Below are 16,000 nucleotides of genomic sequence, written 5' to 3'. Positions count from 1 at the left end.
AGAATGACACCAAAGCGCGCCCGAAACGGCGCGCCTTTTTCATTCCGGCTTTGAAAAACACCGGAAAACAAGGGGTCCGAACGGACCATAGAAATTTCCTGAGAAAAGGTCGCTTTTTCCTCTTGCAGCCTTTGCGGGACGGCATTAAACAGCGCCTCACCTTCAACGGTGCGGGCGTAGCTCAGGGGTAGAGCATAACCTTGCCAAGGTTAGGGTCGGGCGTTCGAATCGCCTCGCCCGCTCCAGAAGAAGGTAAATAGGGATCGGTTTTCCCAAGGAAGCGGGCGTAGCTCAGGGGTAGAGCATAACCTTGCCAAGGTTAGGGTCGGGCGTTCGAATCGCCTCGCCCGCTCCATACAGACCAAAACTTTCCGACGACAGAACATGACACGGGCCGCTTGGCCTTGCCCCCGCATCGCGCTACAAGGCCGCGAGTTCTAACGGAGGGGCCCATGCGACGCGCCGAAATCACCCGTAACACCACCGAAACCCAGATCAGCGTATCCGTCGATCTGGACGGCACCGGTAAGTATGACATCAAGACCGGCGTGGGCTTTTTCGACCACATGATGGAGCAGCTGGCCCGCCACTCGATGATCGACATCACCGCGCGTGCCAACGGCGATCTGCACATCGACGACCACCACACGGTCGAGGATACGGGCATCGCACTGGGTCAGGCGATCAAAGAGGCGGTCGGCGACAAAAAGGGCATCAACCGCTATGGCAGCTGCCTCCTGCCCATGGACGACACGCTGGTGCGTGCGGCGCTCGATCTGTCGAACCGCCCCTTCCTGCACTTTGACATGACCTTCCCGAGCGAGAAGATCGGTACCTTCGACACGGAACTGGTGCGCGAATTCTTTCAGGCTCTCAGCACCCACGGCGGCATCACCCTGAACATCGCCTGCCTGAACGGGTTCAACAGCCACCACATCGCCGAAGCCGCGTTCAAGGCCGTGGCCCGTTCGCTGCGCCAAGCGGTCGAGCCCGATCCCCGTGCCGCAGGCGCCCTGCCCTCGACCAAGGGCGCGCTCTGATGACCACGGTGATCGTCGACTACGAAAGCGGCAACCTGCACTCGGCGGAAAAGGCGTTCCAGCGGATGGCACAAGAACAGGGCCACGGCCCTGTGATCGTCAGCGCCGACCCCGAGGTCGTACGCAAAGCCGACCGCGTCGTCCTGCCCGGCGACGGGGCTTTCCCCGCCTGCCAACAGGCGCTCTTCAACCACTCGGGCCTGTTCGAAGCCATCGAGGAAGTCGCCATCAAACAGGGCAAACCTTTCCTCGGGATCTGCATCGGCATGCAAATGCTGGCCACGCGCGGGCTGGAATACACAGAGACCAAGGGCTTCGACTGGATCGCAGGCACCGTCGACAAAATCCGGCCCACCGACAAAACGCTGAAAGTGCCGCACATGGGCTGGAACGATCTGGTGATCGACCCCCCCCACCCCGTCTTTGACGGCGTGAAAACGGGCGATCACACCTACTTCGTGCACTCCTACCACTTCACCGTGGACACCGCCGCCGAGCGCCTTGCCCACGTGGATTACGGCACCGAAGTCACCGCCATCGTCGGCCGCGACAACCTGCTCGGCTTCCAGTTTCACCCGGAAAAAAGCCAGGAAATCGGCCTCCAGCTGATCGCCAACTTCCTCAACTGGAAACCCTGACACGCGATCCGGCATCTTTTTGCTGAAAATACTCAAATAAAAACCCCGCTGCGGCCAACACCACGGCGGGGTCTCTCACATCCAAAGATGCGAAATCAGTTCACACGGCTCCAATTCTGGGATCGGCAAATCGCGCCTCCCAGAACACAGCCCGATACGATCAGAGCGTTGCCCTCTAGCGCCATCTTACTCTTGTAAGTCTTGTCCTGATCCGGCGCCCAAATCTTGCCGCCGTTGAATGCGCCGCCCCCGGCGTCCGCCATATCCCAGATGATTGTCTTGCCGGTGATGCTCTCGTCACCGCCAATCACCTTGTCGATCACGCCGCACACTTTCTCACCGCAGGGCCCAACCCGCACATGTAGGTAAGCACCCTTGTCGCTGGTTTCGGTTTGCCAAGTGCCATAGACACCCTCGGCCTGCGCTGCGACACCTGCCACCCCCATGGCCAGCGCCAGAATAAACGTCTTCATCCCCATCTCCTCCTAATGAGTTGCCTCAGCCTGAGCGAGCCTGCCTTACGAATCAAGCCTAACGTCAGGTCCGTTGCATTTCGCCCCCGCTCGTGCCATTTGCCAGACCAACTTCTGACAGCATCGACCGGAGCCCGCGCCATGATCCTATATCCCGCCATCGACCTCAAAGACGGACAGGCCGTGCGCCTTCTTCGCGGTGATATGGACAAGGCAACCGTGTTCTCGGACAGCCCCGCCACCCAAGCCAAAGCATTTGAGGACGCAGGCTGCGAATGGCTGCACTTGGTTGACCTGAACGGCGCCTTCGCGGGCGAGCCTGTGAACGGTGCCGCGGTCGAGGCGATCCTTGCCGCCACAAACGTCCCCGCTCAGCTTGGCGGCGGCATCCGTGACATGCAGACCATCGCGACCTGGATCGAAAAGGGTCTGGCCCGCGTGATCCTTGGCACCGTTGCCGTAGAAAATCCCGATCTCGTGCGCGAAGCGGCCCGTGAGTTCCCCGGCAAGGTCGCCGTGGGCATCGACGCCCGCAACGGCAAAGTCGCCACCAAAGGCTGGGCCGAGGAAACCGACGTCATGGTCACCGATCTGGCGAAATCCTTCGAGGATGCTGGGGTCGCGGCGATCATCTACACCGACATCAACCGTGATGGCGCGATGCAGGGCCCGAACATTGAAGCCACCGAAGCGCTGGCCCGCGCCGTGCAAATCCCCGTTATCGCCTCGGGCGGCGTCAGCAGCCTGACCGACCTGACCGCCCTGCGCGACACCGGCGTCATTTCAGGCGCGATCTCGGGCCGCGCCCTGTACGACGGCGCGCTGGACCTCAAAGAAGCCATCGCCGCGCTGAAATGACCGGATTGGGCCGCCCTGCGCGGCCCTTTTGCTTTGGCCCCGCTGGACGCATCCCGCGCCACCGCCTATGAGAATTCCATGCTCAAGACACGTATCATCCCCTGTTTGGACGTTGCCGATGGCCGAGTGGTCAAAGGCGTGAACTTTGTTGATCTGATTGACGCGGGCGACCCCGTCGAAGCCGCGCGCGCCTATGACGCCGCCGGCGCGGACGAGATCTGTTTCCTCGACATTCACGCGACCCACGAGAACCGCGGCACCATGTACGATCTGGTGACCCGCACAGCAGAGCAATGCTTTGTGCCCCTGACTGTCGGCGGCGGTGTGCGGGAAAATGCAGACGTGCGGGCTCTGCTGCTGGCGGGCGCGGACAAGGTCAGCTTCAACTCGGCCGCCGTGGCGGACCCCGATGTAATCGCCCGCGCGGCGGACCAGTTCGGCAGCCAGTGCATCATCTGCGCAATCGACGCGAAAACCGTTGAACCGGGTCGTTGGGAAATTTTCACCCACGGGGGCCGCAAATCGACTGGCATCGACGCTGTGGAATTCGCCCGCACTGTCGTCGCCAAGGGAGCAGGGGAAGTCCTGCTGACCAGCATGGACAAGGACGGCACGCGCTCTGGTTTCAACTTGCCCCTGACCCGCGCGATTGCGGATGCGGTGGATGTGCCCGTAATCGCCTCTGGCGGCGTTGGCACGCTGGACCACTTGGTCGAGGGCGTGACCGAGGGCCACGCAAGCGCGGTTCTCGCAGCCTCTATCTTCCACTTCGGCGACTACACCATCCGCGAAGCCAAAGAGCACATGGCCGCAGCGGGCATAGAGATGAGGCTAACATGAGCGCCCTGCACCGCCTGAACGACACAATCGCCGCTCGCGTCGGCGATGACCCCAGCACCAGCTGGACCGCCAAACTTCTGTCCAAAGGCCCGGAGAAATGCGCCGAGAAATTCGGTGAAGAATCGATCGAAGCCATCATCGAGGCCGTGAAGAACGACCGCGAGAAGCTGATCGGCGAAGCGGCGGACGTGCTCTATCACCTGCTGGTCATGCTCCGCGCCCGCGGCGTGGACCTGTCCGACGTCGAGGCCGAACTGGAACGCCGCGAAGGCACCTCTGGCATCGTCGAAAAGGCCGCCCGCAAATAATCAAACCATCCCGAGGCGGGGCATCTCAATCTTCGGGCAGCGGTTTTCAACGACTTTCATGCCGTTCTCTTGGGCAAGCGCCACGCCTTCGGCGCTGTCCACACCCAGTTGCAGCCAGATGGTGCGCGGACCGGTGAGCGTCAGCGCCTCGGCCACAATTGCTGGCACCGCATCCCCTGCGCGGAACACATCCACGATGTCGATGGGATCGGTGATCTCGGCCAGCGCGCCAACCACTTTTTCCCCGAACAGCTCTTGCCCTGCCAGACCGGGGTTCACAGGGATCACGCGATAGCCCTGCGCTGCCAAAAACGCGCCAACCTGATAGCTCGGACGCGCCGTATTCTGCGAAGCGCCGACCAAAGCGATTGTCCGCGCATCGGCCAAAATCTCACGGATCTGCTCGTCGGTCTGGTGCATAGTCACTCCTGTTTACACGGCTGAATAAAAAACGCCCGAGAGGAAAAGCTCTCGGGCGAAGGTACGGAACGAGGGACAGTGAAGATACCACGAAGGTTCCGGCCTCGTGATAAAGATGAATTTAGGAGAGCATTTCGCGCGTTAAAGAGCATGTAAATAAGCTGTGATCGCATCTAACCAGTTGTGAGATCAGTCGAAAAAGTCCTCAACCTCATCCCACAGCTCCTCTATTGCCCGCGCGAACAGGCCATTCTTGCGCTTTTTCTTCTTCGCTTTCTTGGGCGATTCTGGCTTAGGGCGCTTCACCTTCTTGGCTTTGGCTGACTTTTCCGTTGGCTCCGCTTCGACCGGAGCGCCGCATGTGTGACACGTTAGGTGAACGTGATCCCCCTTGGCCAAGGCAAAGGTCGACTTTGACCCGCAATAGGGACAGGTGACGATATGCGTGCGCTCTGGAATGGTAGACTCCTCTTGGGTTTATTTTTCCTGAGAGGCATATAGGGCGACGGCAGCAGCGTTTGAGACGTTGAGCGATCCAAAATCACCCGCAAAAGCAATTTTCACCAGTGAGTCGCAGGTCTCGCGGGTTTTTTCACGTAGGCCGGGTCCCTCGGCCCCCAGAACCAATGCCACAGGGCGGTCTGACTGGCCTTCCAAAGCCTCTTCGATGGTTTTGTCTGCGGTGCCGTCCAGACCCAACAGCAGGTAGCCCATGTCGCGCAGACGCTCCATCGCTTGGGAAAGGTTGCCTACACGAAGATAAGGCTGGCGCTCTAGCGCGCCGCTGGCGGTTTTGGCTAGTGCGCCTGTCTCGGGGGCAGAATGGCGCGCAGGGGCAATCACAGCGCAGGCACCGAACACTTCTGCGCTGCGCAGGATGGCGCCCACGTTGTGGGGGTCCGACACGCGGTCCAGCATCACCACACGGGGCGCACGGCCGGGTTGACCGACGCAGATATCCTCGAGCTTACCCCAGTCCAGCGCCTTGACCTCGAGTGCGGCGCCTTGGTGCACAGACTGCGGGTCCAAGGGCGCGGCGAACTTCCGAGGATCGGACACTTCGGGCGTGATTCCCGCTTTGTCGATCGCATCCTGCAGTTTCGCCTGCGCATTCAGTGTCACCACGAGTCGCAGTTTGACGCGTGCCGGATTCTCCAGTGCGTCGCGCACCGCATGAAGACCAAACAACCATACCGTTTCCTTGGCGGCAGCGCGCTTGGACTGCTCTTTTTCCACGACCCACTTCGGTTTTTTCATGCCTTTGGCCCTTTGTTTTCTGATGCCCGTCTAACTGCCTACGCTTTCTTGGAGATACAAGAGATTTTCCTGTTGACGCCCCCCTAGGCCGGAGTTAGACAGCGCCCCACGTCAGGGCGACGAGCTGCAAGGTGCGGCAGCGGACTGTAACTCCGCCGGGGAGACCCATGCCTGGTTCGATTCCAGGGTCGCCCACCATTCTCCTTCTGAGAGAGTGGATGGGACCTAACCTCCGAAAAAATAAAACGCCTCTTTTTCAATGTGTTTGACCCGCCTATAGTTCAGGTGGATTTAAGTTTTTTCGAGGGTCCATGACCAAAGATTTCAACATCGTCATTGTTGCGCAGTCCGGACGTCTCGAATTCGAGGCTCTGATGTTCGCCGCCTCGCTCCGCGCCAAAAGCCCTAAGTTCAAAGGGCGTCTTTTGGTGGCTGAACCCCAGCCCGGTCCGAAGTGGGATCGTGACCCGAGGATGCGCGCTGAGGTCCGAGACGCATTGTTCGCTCTGAACGCAGAAGTTCTGCCCTTTGAGAACCAGAATTTCGGCTACGGTTATCCAAACGCGAACAAGATCGAGTGCCTCAAGGTTGTGCCCACGGACGCGCCCTTTGTGTTCTTTGACACAGACACGCTGGTCTTGGACGAGATTACGGATGTGCCCTTTGACTTTGACCGTCCCGCAGCGTCCATGCGGCGCGAGTCGACGTGGCCCAAAATTGAACTCTATGGTCCTGGCTACCACGACACGTGGAACGCGCTCTATACGCAGTACGGTCTGGATCTGAGCACTGCAGAGGACACCAGCTACCCAGAGGAATTCTGGCGCCGCTACCCCTATTTCAATGCCGGCTTTTTCTATTACCGCGATGCGGCAGCATTTGGCGCGCGCTTCATGGAGATCGCAACCGGCATTCGTGATAACCCGCCCAAAGAGTTGGTCTGTCAGGAAATTTGGCCGTGGCTGGATCAGATCGCATTGCCGCTCGTGCTTCACAGCTTTGGCGGCGGTTTCGGCGCGCTAGAGGATGGCTGGCTGGACGGCAAAACCACCTGCCACTACCGCGTTCTGCCGCTGGCTTATGCCCGCGAGAGCGATAAAATGGTTGATACGCTCGAAGAGGTCACAGCACCGAATAAGCTGAAGAAGGTGCTCAAGCAGTACGACCCAATCAAGCGCATGATCTATCAGGGTCGCGGCAGAAAGGTACGCGCCTTGTTTGATCGCAGTGCCTTGCCTCGCAAGGAACAGGCGATCCGCAACCGCATCAAGAAAGAAGGCTTCTGGATGCGCTAAGTCGCGCCTCCGGGCATCCGCACAAGGCGGTGACGCCTACGGAATCACCGCCCCAACAAGACGGATTGGTTCAGAACGCTCTTTCGCCCTGCGCGTATTTAAAATTATCAAAGCGTCAATTTAGCAGAGCTATCGCGGCATGGCATGCAATCGTCGCAAGCATCGCGACTGTAGGAGCGCTATTCTACGCCGTCAGCCCCGATGTCAAAGGTCATCGACACTGTCGAAGTGATCACAAGCTCACCTTGGGCGACCGGCGCTTCCTTGCGAAGAGAGCTCACCGCCATATCCATGCGGCCAACGCCCCGCGACGATCCCGTTTCATCAATCGCCGTTACCGCACCAAGTGGCACACCAGCCGCGTCAGCATAGACCTGAGCTTTTGCCATCGCATCATTGACTGCAGCGCGACGGGCTTGTTCCATTGCCTCGGTATCGTCAGTCAACCGGAACGACAGGCCATGCATCACGTTGGCGCCGCTATTCAGCACACGGTCGATCACATAGCCCAGACTGTCCAGAACACGTACGCGCACAGCCACCGTGTTGGACGCCTCGAACCCACTGATCTTGCGATCTGTCGCACTGTTATTCCACACTGGGCTGACGGAAATGCTTTGGGTCTGGACATCGCGGGCCGCGATCCCGGCCAGTTCCAATGCCTCCAGAATTGACGCTACTTTGGTCGAAACACGCTCCATCGCCTCTCCCGCCTCGCGATGCTCTTCGGAGACGCCCACGGTGATCACCGCCATATCCGGCTCGACCGCAACGGTTCCAGTTCCCGTGACATGGATGCTGGCTGCCTGCGCAAACAAGGGCATCGCCGCCATAACCGCCGCGCCGATCAGTGTCGTGGAATATCGCATTGGACCTCTCCTGTTGGTTACCCCTAGACAGATGGGCCCTGCAACGAAGTTTGCGAAGTACCCTTTAGGTATATTGTCTTTCTCTGAGCGGTTTCCTGCTATATTCTTTCGCACACTCATGGGCAAAGCTACCCCCCTTGGGGGCAGGTGGTATGACTGAAGAATGATAACGAATTTCGCACTGTCTCTGACTTTTAACGGTATTAGCCTGCTACAGCGGGCGGATAACGGCTGGCTTCTGGTCGGAGAAATTTCGCTGGATACGCCGGACCTGTCCGACGCCCTCGCAGAATTGCGCGAAAAAGCTCTGCAACTGGCGCCAGAGGGCGTGTTCTGCAAGATCATTATCCCTGACGAACAAATTCGCTATCTGACATTGTCGGGCGTCCCGGCGGGAGCCGAGCGCAGCTCTGCCCGCATCGCGCTAGAGGGTGCAACGCCCTATCGCGTGGAGCAGCTCAATTTCGACTGCATCCGCCTGCCGGATGGGACAGTCTCTGTCGCCGCTGTGGCCCATGATACCTTGGACGAGGCCGAGGGGTTCGCGATCGAGCATGGGTTCATGCCCTACTCCTTTGCGGCAATACCCGCCCCAGAGGCGAATTACCCTGCCGAGCCCTACCTCGGGACATCACTGCACGCCCGCGAAGTTATGCCCAAGGGCGAAGAAGTCCACCGCGATAGCGCGCTGATCACGGTTACCGGCGTCGCCAAGATAAAGATTGATCGCATCGGGACCGTGGATGACAAAATCCCGCTGCCCGATTTCGAAGCCAAAGACGAAACGAATCCGTTTTCGGAAATGGTCACTGCGACCAAGGCCCGCGAGGATGCCGCCGAAGCACCGTTCGTCGAGGTAACAACGCCAGAAGAGCCAGCCGAGATCACCCCAGACCAAAGCGCGGCCACGCTGACGGCCGAACGCACGGTTCCCAATGCCCCGCCGAAAAAAAGCGCGAACGCGCTAAAGGCCGAACGCAAAGATGTGGCGCCCGGTGTCTTTACGATGATCGGTGGGATGCTGGCCTCCTCCAAGCTGCCCCTCCCACGCAATCAGGAACCGGCAAAACTCGGTATGCTGGCGACCGCGGCGGTCGTGCTTTTGATGGGGGTGGTTGGCGCCACGGCCACTTTACTTACGGGGTCCGAACCCCAAGATATCGCGGGCACAGAGCCTGTTGCGATCCCCATCACCACCGTACCGGACACCGATCTGGATTTGGCAGAGCTGGAAAACGAACCCGAGGCCAGCGCCCCGATTAAAGACCAGCCAACCACTCCTGCCCCAAGTTCCGAGGAAGTCGACGAGACCTTTGCCATGCTTGGCGAGGCCGAAGACCTGTTGCCGCGCCGACCAGTCGCGCCAGAATCCGCGCCCCCCGCGGTCGTCGAAATCAGCCCCGAAGACTTGGCCGCGCTGTATGAACGCGAAGGCATCTATGCGATTGCTCCGACTGCTCCAGCGCCTCCTCAGACCGCAGAGGAACATGACGCGTTTGTCCCCTCTAAGGATCAAACTGTTCCCTCGCTCGACGCGGTGTCTTTGCCGTCGCCCTCTGCCTTGGCCAATGACGAGTTGCCGCCACGCCAATCGCTCCCGACTGCGCCCGAGCACGAGTTTACCTTGGACGAAAACGGCCTTGTGGAGCCTACCCCCGAAGGCACGCTTGCCCCGGGGGGCTACCGCGTTTTCCTCGGCACTCCGCCGGTGGTGCCCCCTGCCCGCCCTGACCTAACCCCCGAGGTGGACCCAGAAGGCGAAGAGCAAGTCGCCGACGCAGGTACCACCGAGGAGTCTGCCGAAGCAGAGCCTGAATACAAACTGCGACCCTCGGCCCGTCCAGACGACTTGGCAGAGAAGATTGAGCGCGCCCGTTTCGGCGGCCGCACCATGGCCGAAATGGCGATGTCCCGCCCCCAAGCGCGCCCTGCCGATCTGGCCCCCGAAGCGCAATTGGCCAGCGCGTCGCCCGAAACTGCAACGGCCGTCATGGACGCCCTGCGCGAAGCGTCCGGTGGAAGCACGGCCGGTCTGAGCCAGCCCGTGGAACAGGATGCTGTGAATGCCGCTGTCGACGACGCACTGGCCACCGCCTCTTTGGTTCCCAAGGCGCGTCCGCAAGATTTCGGCAAAATCACCGAATCGACCAAGCCTGCGCCACAGCAGCAACAGGTCGCCTCTGCAGCCCCGCGGAAATCGGTGCAGCCCTCGATCCCATCCAAGGCATCGGTGTCCAAGGCTGCAACCGAGAGCAACGTGCTCGCCTTGCGCAAACTGAACCTTATCGGCGTCTACGGTTCGGACTCGAGCCGTCGTGCCCTGCTGCGGTTGCCCAACGGGCGTTATAAGAAGGTCAAAGTCGGCGACAGAATTGACGGCAGCAAAGTAACCGCCATCAGCGCGGATGCCATCCGTCTGGTCAAGGGCGGCAGAAATATCGTTCTGGAAATGCCCAAAGGCTAACCTGACCCGCCCCAAGCGCTTCGCCAAATGCCACAGTTTAGAACCAATTTAAACTTTGCGACTTTGCGTCTCTGGCAATACCTCCGTTTCATTTTAAACTGACGTTCAGAGAAGCTACGGAAGACCCGCGACTATGGACGTCATCCTCTTAGACATTTTGATTTATCTGGGTGCCGCCGTGATTGCTGTGCCCATTGCGGCGCGACTGGGTCTCGGCTCTGTTCTCGGCTATATCGCGGCCGGCATTATGATCGGGCCAGTCTTGGGGCTTGTCGGGTCAGAGACACAAGATTTGCAGCATTTCGCCGAATATGGCGTGGTCGTCATGCTGTTCCTGATCGGATTGGAACTTGAGCCTCGTACGCTGTGGAACATGCGACAAAAGCTCATTGGCATGGGCGGGCTTCAAATTTCCCTGACAACCGGAGCCTTCACCGCTATAGGAATATGGATGGGGTACGACTGGCAAACAGCGCTTGCAGGCGGGATGCTGCTATCGCTTTCATCCACTGCAATCGTGCTTCAGACGCTCACGGAAAAAGGGCTGGTTCAAACCAACGGCGGACGCGCGACCTTCTCTGTCTTGCTCACGCAAGATATCGCTGTGATCCCGATGCTGGCGGTTTTGCCTCTACTTGCTCTGGTCCAAGGGCCAGGCTTTGCAGAGGATGGTTCCATCCAGATCCCAAGTGCTGATGACGCGGGGCACCACGCGATCAGCTTGGTTGACGGACTACCCGGTTGGGGCGTCACACTCGTGACCCTAGGCGCTGTCGTGGCGATTATCCTGACCGGTATTTATCTGACCCGCCCTGTATTTCGCTACATTCACGCGGCCAAACTGCGCGAGATGTATACCGCGCTGGCGCTATTGATTGTCGTCGGCATCGGCCTTCTGATGACTATGGTGGGCTTGTCGCCCGCACTCGGCACCTTTCTGGCCGGTGTGGTTCTGGCCAATACAGAGTTTCGGCATGAACTGGAAAGCGACCTCGAACCTTTCAAAGGACTGCTCTTGGGGCTGTTCTTTATAACCGTTGGCGCTGGGATCAATTTCGGTTTGCTCTTTGCCAAGCCCCTGATGATCCTGGGCATGGCCGCTACGGTGTTGTTAATCAAAGGGTCGGTTCTTTACATCATCGCACGGCTATTTCGCCTCCGACCGAGGGGCCGCTGGCTTTTCACTTTAGGTCTCGCTCAAGCGGGCGAATTCGGCTTCGTCCTTGTGTCGTTCTCGACCCAAACAGGCGCTCTGAACAGCGCCCAAGGACAGGTCTTTCTGCTTGTGATCGCCTTGACCATGTTGATCACACCCCTGCTCTTTATCATTTTCGAGCGCAAGGCACGCGGCGCAAATGCTGCGGCTGCGCCAATAGTCGAGGACGAAATTAACGACACAGGCCCCGTAATTATCGCAGGCATCGGTCGGTTTGGCCAGATTGTGAACCGGATGGTGCAATCGTGCGGCTACAAGACGGTAGTCATCGACCATGACATCCAGACCATCCAACTGATGCGCAAATTTGGGTTCAAAGGGTTTCTGGGTGACCCGACGCGTCCCGACCTGCTGCGCGCAGCTGGCCTGAACGAAGCACGCATTCTTGTGGTAGCCTTGGATGATCCCGCCTCAACCACCAAGCTGGTGACATATGCGCGGAAGCAAAATCCCGACCTGCACATCATCGCCCGCGCCCATGACCGCAACCACGTTTATTCGCTCTACGCTGCCGGCGCGAACGACATCGTCCGAGAGCTGTTCGACAGCTCCTTGCGTGCAGGGCGCTATGTTCTCGAAAACCTTGGCATGACAGAATTCGAAGCTGCCGAAGCCCGCCGCGTGTTTTACCAGCACGATCGCTACACCGTCAGCGAACTGGCGAAACTCTGGAAACCAGACGTACCGTCGATCGAGAACGAAGCGTATATCGCCCGGGCAAAAGAGCTAGAGAAAGAGCTGGAAACCAACCTACTCGCGCAGCTTGAAGCTCAGGCCGAGGCAAAGAAAAAGGCGTCCTAAGGGACGCCTTCCCGTGTTCTACGAATGCTGGCGGTTTCAGCCGTCGCTAACGCCAGCCTCGGCAAAGGACGCCATGCCCGAATGACATGCAATGGCCCCCTTCAGGACACCGATGGCCAAAGCAGCGCCAGACCCCTCTCCCAAACGCAGCCCTAGCGACAACAAAGGCTCTTTGCCCAGAGCCGCCAGTACGCGCCCATGCGCCGCCTCAGCGCTCTGATGGCCTGCGACGCAATGATCGAGCGCACCCTCCACCAATCGGTCCAGCACCGCTGCCGCAGAGCAGCAGATGAAGCCATCAAGAATAACCGGAATCCCCTCGACCCGCGCACGGGCAATGGCACCAGCCATCGCCGCAATCTCTCGGCCACCGACGCAGCGCAAGACCTCCATAGGCCCTTGAGGCGCATTGACCTGCAGCGCCTTGGCGATCACCTCGGATTTGCGCGCGACCCCTGCATCGTCAAGGCCGGTGCCCCGTCCGGCCCAATCTGCCGCCTCGCCCCCAAAGAGCGCCAGAGCAATCGCCGCCGCCGCCGTGGTGTTGCCGATCCCCATCTCGCCCACAACCAGCAGATCGGACTCAGAGTTCACAGCATCCCAGCCTGCTTTGAGCGCAGTATCCAAATCCGCTGCATCCATCGCGGGTCCTTGGGTGAAATCTGCCGTGGGGCGGTCCAATTCTAGTGATACGACTGCCATCTCGGCGCCATGCAGCTTGGCCAACTGGTTGATCGCCGCACCTTCGCCCTCAAAGTTTGCCACCATCTGCACGGTCACCTCGGGCGGGAACGCCGAAATCCCCTGCGCCACAACTCCGTGGTTGCCCGCAAAAATGATGACCTGCGGGGCCTTGATCTCGGGGCGTGCATTCCCGCGCCAGCTGGCGTACCAGATTGCCAAATCCTCAAGTCGACCCAAAGCACCCGGAGGCTTGGTCAGCACGTCATTGCGCGCCGACGCCTCGGCCTGCGCCGCTGCACTTGGTCCCTGTGCTGCCTGTAGCGCTGCGGTCATTTCAGCCGCAAAGGTTTCGGTCTGTCCCATAGGCCCCCCCTGTTGATTCGTGTGCCAAAGCCGATATGTAACGCCAATCCGCCTCAACCAGCGATGTGCCCATGACACAGCCCTTCTTTCACTGGCAAGACCTACCGGCCGCAATGGGCCTTATGTCGCGTATCCCCGTGCGCGTCGATACAGAACGCGCCACATCACGGTCTGCCCGCGCCACTTGGGCCTATCCACTAGCTGGTGCGATCCTCGGTGTGGTTGCAGGCACGGTTGCGTGGGGCCTTGGGGCACTTGGCCTGCCTCCGATGATTCAAGCAATCGGAGCACTGACCACATCCGTGATCATCACGGGCGCCATGCACGAAGACGGCCTCGCTGACAGTGCCGACGGGCTTTGGGGCGGCTGGACCCCCGAACGCCGGCTCGAAATCATGAAAGACAGCCGTACAGGGGCTTACGGCGTCATCGCCATAGCCATATCGCTGATCTGGCGGACTGCGCTGCTCTCTCTGGTCATCGGCGCAACAAACCCGGTCCTCCTCCTCGCAGCTCTCGGCGCGCTCAGCCGCAGCGCCATGTCCCCCCTCATGGCATTCCTTCCCAACGCCCGTAAAAGCGGCCTCTCCAGCGCGGTCGGCGCACCATTTCGCAGAACAGCCATGACTTCCGCCGCGCTCGGCCTGATTATCGCATGGCCCCTACTCGGCCCCATCCCATGCCTCATAGCAGGTCTGACCGCCCTCATCTGGGCCTTAATCGCCTTCAAAAAAATCGGCGGACAAACCGGTGACATCCTAGGCGCCTCGCAACAGCTGACAGAGATCACCGCGCTTATCGCCCTCGCCGCGACCTCGTCTCTTTCTTGGTAAAAATACCCACTTGCGCCACCTGCACCTCACGCGCCCCCGAAAACGAAAAAAGCCGCCCCATCCAAGGGCGGCTCTGACAATTCCAATTGTCTGGCAGCTTACGCAGCAGCAGCACGAGACATCAGCACGTCATCGACTTTCTTGGCCGCAGCATTTTCGTCTCCGTCTGTGACTGCCGCCACTTCGCGGGTCAGACGCTCCAGAGCCGCTTCGTACAGCTGACGTTCCGAGTAGCTCTGCTCGCGCTGATCGTCAGCACGGTGCAAGTCACGTACAACTTCAGCAATCGCAATCAGATCGCCCGAGTTGATCTTCTGTTCATATTCCTGAGCGCGGCGCGACCACATCGCGCGCTTCACTTTGGCCTTGCCCTTCAGGGTGGCCATCGCCTGCGAAATCACGTCCGGAGTCGACAGCGACCGAAGACCGGCTTCAGCAGCTTTGTTGGTCGGCACGCGCAGGGTCATCTTGTCCTTCTCGAACGAGATTACGAACAGCTCCAGCTTGAGGCCGGCAATTTCCTGTTCTTCGATGGACATGATCTGACCGACGCCGTGAGCCGGGTACACAACATAGTCATTGGGACGAAATTCGGGGGCTTTAGATTTGCTCATGCAATCCTTCCTCGCAGGGGCATCAGAGGACAAAAAAACCGCGCCGCAATCTGAAAAGATTGCGCTCGGGTGTCCTTCAGTCGCCGGATGATTACCCCCGTCTCAACACCGCGGGGATACATCGGTTTCGATATATTACACGACTGTATAACAGATTTTGCCCATCATTCAAAGGGCCACACCCAAGCGTGAAACCCTCGTGAATCAACGAGATGGGAGCATCCTGCGAAAAACCGACAGAATCGCTAGGGGAATCAGTTCCCCTCACCAGCCACTTCAGAGAAGTATTTGGTGATCTTGTCGCCTTCGCCATCGCGCTCGGTCGCTTCTGGCAGCGGGTCCTTGCGTTCGGTGATAACCGGCCACATTTCCGAGTACTTGCGGTTGAACTCGACCCACTTTTCCATGTCCGGCTCGGTATCAGGACGGATTGCATCGGCGGGGCATTCAGGTTCACACACACCACAGTCAATGCACTCGTCGGGGTGGATAACAAGCATGTTCTCACCCTCGTAGAAGCAGTCCACAGGACATACCTCGACGCAGTCGGTGTATTTGCAGGCGATGCAGTTATCTGTAACGACGTAGGTCATCGGGTCTCTCGCTCTTTAAACTTGGCCGATAGCTAGGCCAGACAGACAGATCATTCAAGGCTCTCGCGGCGGAGAAGATCGAGATTGCGACGATCTTTCTTAGTGGGACGTCCGCTTCCTTCAAATGCCGGATTTTTAGGACCTTTGTCCTCGGGTGGGCTCAGATCCTCGTACAGCGTTTGCGCTTCGGGGGCGGGTCCACGCCTTTCCCCTAGGGCAGCAATTTTGACAACACGGACACGATTGGCCTGCGGAAACGTCAACACATCTCCGGCCGTGACATTGGCCGAGGGTTTTGACGCATGATTTCCGTTGATTCTGAGGTGACCGGCCGACACCACCTGTGCGGCCAATGACCTGCTTTTGAAAAACCGCGCGTGCCACAACCATTTGTCCACGCGCAGCTTTGTTTTTTCAGCGTCCGACAAGGCGCC

17 protein-coding genes and 3 tRNA genes are annotated in these 16,000 nt (G+C 59.4%); 12 read left to right on the top strand and 8 right to left on the bottom strand.

The window, feature by feature from the left end:
• The first annotated feature begins 170 nt into the window (after positions 1-170).
• From AB9K37_RS04780 to hisH, 4 genes are all read left to right on the top strand, one after another.
• Positions 171-245, top strand: a tRNA-Gly gene (locus AB9K37_RS04780).
• Positions 246-280: 35 nt separating this feature from the next.
• Positions 281-355: transfer RNA gene (locus AB9K37_RS04775), tRNA-Gly, on the top strand.
• 97 nt (positions 356-452) lie between these two features.
• Entirely contained in the window at positions 453-1,040 is a 588-nt protein-coding gene (hisB, locus tag AB9K37_RS04770; RefSeq protein WP_072705866.1) for an imidazoleglycerol-phosphate dehydratase HisB, read from the top strand.
• Entirely contained in the window at positions 1,040-1,678 is a 639-nt protein-coding gene (gene hisH, locus AB9K37_RS04765) for an imidazole glycerol phosphate synthase subunit HisH (protein WP_369835785.1), read from the top strand. Before hisB ends, hisH begins: the two co-directional genes overlap by 1 nt.
• Before the next feature lie 95 nt (positions 1,679-1,773).
• Here hisH and AB9K37_RS04760 read toward each other — a convergent pair whose 3' ends face one another.
• Positions 1,774-2,151: a DUF2147 domain-containing protein gene (locus tag AB9K37_RS04760; protein ID WP_072705864.1), complete on the bottom strand. Its 378-nt coding sequence runs from the start codon at positions 2,149-2,151 to the stop codon at positions 1,774-1,776.
• A gap of 141 nt (positions 2,152-2,292) precedes the next feature.
• On the opposite strand from AB9K37_RS04760, the gene hisA reads away from it, so the two are divergent.
• The 3 genes from hisA to AB9K37_RS04745 all read left to right on the top strand — a co-directional run bounded on the left by hisA (position 2,293) and on the right by AB9K37_RS04745 (position 4,157).
• Positions 2,293-3,009: a 1-(5-phosphoribosyl)-5-[(5-phosphoribosylamino)methylideneamino]imidazole-4-carboxamide isomerase gene (gene hisA / locus AB9K37_RS04755; protein WP_369835784.1), complete on the top strand. Its 717-nt coding sequence runs from the start codon at positions 2,293-2,295 to the stop codon at positions 3,007-3,009.
• A gap of 78 nt (positions 3,010-3,087) precedes the next feature.
• Positions 3,088-3,849: an imidazole glycerol phosphate synthase subunit HisF gene (hisF, locus tag AB9K37_RS04750; protein ID WP_369835783.1), complete on the top strand. Its 762-nt coding sequence runs from the start codon at positions 3,088-3,090 to the stop codon at positions 3,847-3,849.
• The gene (locus tag AB9K37_RS04745) at positions 3,846-4,157 is read left to right on the top strand and encodes a phosphoribosyl-ATP diphosphatase (RefSeq protein ID WP_369835782.1); all 312 of its coding nucleotides are present in this window, start codon (positions 3,846-3,848) and stop codon (positions 4,155-4,157) included. Before hisF ends, AB9K37_RS04745 begins: the two co-directional genes overlap by 4 nt.
• Here the strand turns inward: AB9K37_RS04745 and AB9K37_RS04740 are convergent, their stop codons facing one another.
• The gene (locus AB9K37_RS04740) at positions 4,158-4,577 is read right to left on the bottom strand and encodes a CoA-binding protein (RefSeq protein ID WP_369835781.1); all 420 of its coding nucleotides are present in this window, start codon (positions 4,575-4,577) and stop codon (positions 4,158-4,160) included.
• Positions 4,578-5,054: 477 nt separating this feature from the next.
• Positions 5,055-5,834: a 23S rRNA (guanosine(2251)-2'-O)-methyltransferase RlmB gene (gene rlmB, locus AB9K37_RS04735; RefSeq protein WP_072705858.1), complete on the bottom strand. Its 780-nt coding sequence runs from the start codon at positions 5,832-5,834 to the stop codon at positions 5,055-5,057.
• A gap of 114 nt (positions 5,835-5,948) precedes the next feature.
• Between rlmB and AB9K37_RS04730 the strand changes: the two genes are divergently transcribed.
• Positions 5,949-6,032: transfer RNA gene (locus AB9K37_RS04730), tRNA-Tyr, on the top strand.
• Positions 6,033-6,145: 113 nt separating this feature from the next.
• A complete protein-coding gene (locus tag AB9K37_RS04725; RefSeq protein WP_369835780.1) occupies positions 6,146-7,129 on the top strand; it encodes a hypothetical protein in 984 nt (327 codons plus the stop codon).
• Positions 7,130-7,308: 179 nt separating this feature from the next.
• On the opposite strand, the gene AB9K37_RS04720 is transcribed toward AB9K37_RS04725, so the two are convergent.
• Complete coding sequence (locus tag AB9K37_RS04720) at positions 7,309-7,998, bottom strand: SIMPL domain-containing protein (protein WP_369835779.1); 690 nt, start codon at positions 7,996-7,998, stop codon at positions 7,309-7,311.
• Positions 7,999-8,161: 163 nt separating this feature from the next.
• On the opposite strand from AB9K37_RS04720, the gene pilP reads away from it, so the two are divergent.
• Both pilP and AB9K37_RS04710 read left to right on the top strand, forming a co-directional pair.
• On the top strand, positions 8,162-10,462 hold the full coding sequence (pilP, locus tag AB9K37_RS04715) for a type IV pilus biogenesis protein PilP (RefSeq protein WP_369835778.1): 2,301 nt from the start codon (positions 8,162-8,164) through the stop codon (positions 10,460-10,462).
• A gap of 133 nt (positions 10,463-10,595) precedes the next feature.
• Positions 10,596-12,479 carry a cation:proton antiporter gene (locus AB9K37_RS04710; RefSeq protein ID WP_369835777.1) on the top strand — a complete coding sequence of 628 codons (1,884 nt, stop codon included), beginning with the start codon at positions 10,596-10,598 and terminating at the stop codon, positions 12,477-12,479.
• A gap of 36 nt (positions 12,480-12,515) precedes the next feature.
• Here AB9K37_RS04710 and cobT read toward each other — a convergent pair whose 3' ends face one another.
• On the bottom strand, positions 12,516-13,526 hold the full coding sequence (cobT, locus tag AB9K37_RS04705) for a nicotinate-nucleotide--dimethylbenzimidazole phosphoribosyltransferase (protein ID WP_369835776.1): 1,011 nt from the start codon (positions 13,524-13,526) through the stop codon (positions 12,516-12,518).
• A gap of 71 nt (positions 13,527-13,597) precedes the next feature.
• Between cobT and cobS the strand changes: the two genes are divergently transcribed.
• Positions 13,598-14,359, top strand: coding sequence for an adenosylcobinamide-GDP ribazoletransferase (gene cobS / locus AB9K37_RS04700; protein WP_369835775.1), 762 nt, complete (start codon positions 13,598-13,600; stop codon positions 14,357-14,359).
• Between the two features lie 98 nt (positions 14,360-14,457).
• On the opposite strand, the gene AB9K37_RS04695 is transcribed toward cobS, so the two are convergent.
• From AB9K37_RS04695 to AB9K37_RS04685, 3 genes are all read right to left on the bottom strand, one after another.
• Positions 14,458-14,973 carry a CarD family transcriptional regulator gene (locus tag AB9K37_RS04695; protein WP_369835774.1) on the bottom strand — a complete coding sequence of 172 codons (516 nt, stop codon included), beginning with the start codon at positions 14,971-14,973 and terminating at the stop codon, positions 14,458-14,460.
• A gap of 254 nt (positions 14,974-15,227) precedes the next feature.
• Entirely contained in the window at positions 15,228-15,566 is a 339-nt protein-coding gene (gene fdxA / locus AB9K37_RS04690; RefSeq protein ID WP_303966400.1) for a ferredoxin FdxA, read from the bottom strand.
• 50 nt (positions 15,567-15,616) lie between these two features.
• Complete coding sequence (locus AB9K37_RS04685) at positions 15,617-15,994, bottom strand: RNA-binding S4 domain-containing protein (RefSeq protein ID WP_369835773.1); 378 nt, start codon at positions 15,992-15,994, stop codon at positions 15,617-15,619.
• Between the last annotated feature and the right edge of the window lie 6 nt (positions 15,995-16,000).

Source organism: Donghicola sp. XS_ASV15 (assembly GCF_041224595.1).
Classification (GTDB): Bacteria; Pseudomonadota; Alphaproteobacteria; order Rhodobacterales; family Rhodobacteraceae; genus Donghicola.
The sequence above is the reverse complement of the archived record's forward strand: the minus strand, read 5'-3'. Positions and strand labels throughout refer to the sequence as shown.

Bases quoted from the DNA above. Each gene is read 5' to 3' on its own strand.
- fdxA (WP_303966400.1), bottom strand. From the start codon at position 15,566: ATGACCTACGTCGTTACAGATAACTGCATCGCCTGCAAATACACCGAC.
- cobS (WP_369835775.1), top strand. From the start codon at position 13,598: ATGACACAGCCCTTCTTTCACTGGCAAGACCTACCGGCCGCAATGGGC.
- cobT (WP_369835776.1), bottom strand. From the start codon at position 13,526: ATGGGACAGACCGAAACCTTTGCGGCTGAAATGACCGCAGCGCTACAG.
- AB9K37_RS04740 (WP_369835781.1), bottom strand. From the start codon at position 4,577: ATGCACCAGACCGACGAGCAGATCCGTGAGATTTTGGCCGATGCGCGG.
- hisA (WP_369835784.1), top strand. From the start codon at position 2,293: ATGATCCTATATCCCGCCATCGACCTCAAAGACGGACAGGCCGTGCGC.
- AB9K37_RS04710 (WP_369835777.1), top strand. From the start codon at position 10,596: ATGGACGTCATCCTCTTAGACATTTTGATTTATCTGGGTGCCGCCGTG.
- hisF (WP_369835783.1), top strand. From the start codon at position 3,088: ATGCTCAAGACACGTATCATCCCCTGTTTGGACGTTGCCGATGGCCGA.
- hisH (WP_369835785.1), top strand. From the start codon at position 1,040: ATGACCACGGTGATCGTCGACTACGAAAGCGGCAACCTGCACTCGGCG.
- AB9K37_RS04745 (WP_369835782.1), top strand. From the start codon at position 3,846: ATGAGCGCCCTGCACCGCCTGAACGACACAATCGCCGCTCGCGTCGGC.
- hisB (WP_072705866.1), top strand. From the start codon at position 453: ATGCGACGCGCCGAAATCACCCGTAACACCACCGAAACCCAGATCAGC.
- AB9K37_RS04720 (WP_369835779.1), bottom strand. From the start codon at position 7,998: ATGCGATATTCCACGACACTGATCGGCGCGGCGGTTATGGCGGCGATG.
- AB9K37_RS04695 (WP_369835774.1), bottom strand. From the start codon at position 14,973: ATGAGCAAATCTAAAGCCCCCGAATTTCGTCCCAATGACTATGTTGTG.
- pilP (WP_369835778.1), top strand. From the start codon at position 8,162: ATGATAACGAATTTCGCACTGTCTCTGACTTTTAACGGTATTAGCCTG.
- rlmB (WP_072705858.1), bottom strand. From the start codon at position 5,834: ATGAAAAAACCGAAGTGGGTCGTGGAAAAAGAGCAGTCCAAGCGCGCT.
- AB9K37_RS04760 (WP_072705864.1), bottom strand. From the start codon at position 2,151: ATGAAGACGTTTATTCTGGCGCTGGCCATGGGGGTGGCAGGTGTCGCA.
- AB9K37_RS04725 (WP_369835780.1), top strand. From the start codon at position 6,146: ATGACCAAAGATTTCAACATCGTCATTGTTGCGCAGTCCGGACGTCTC.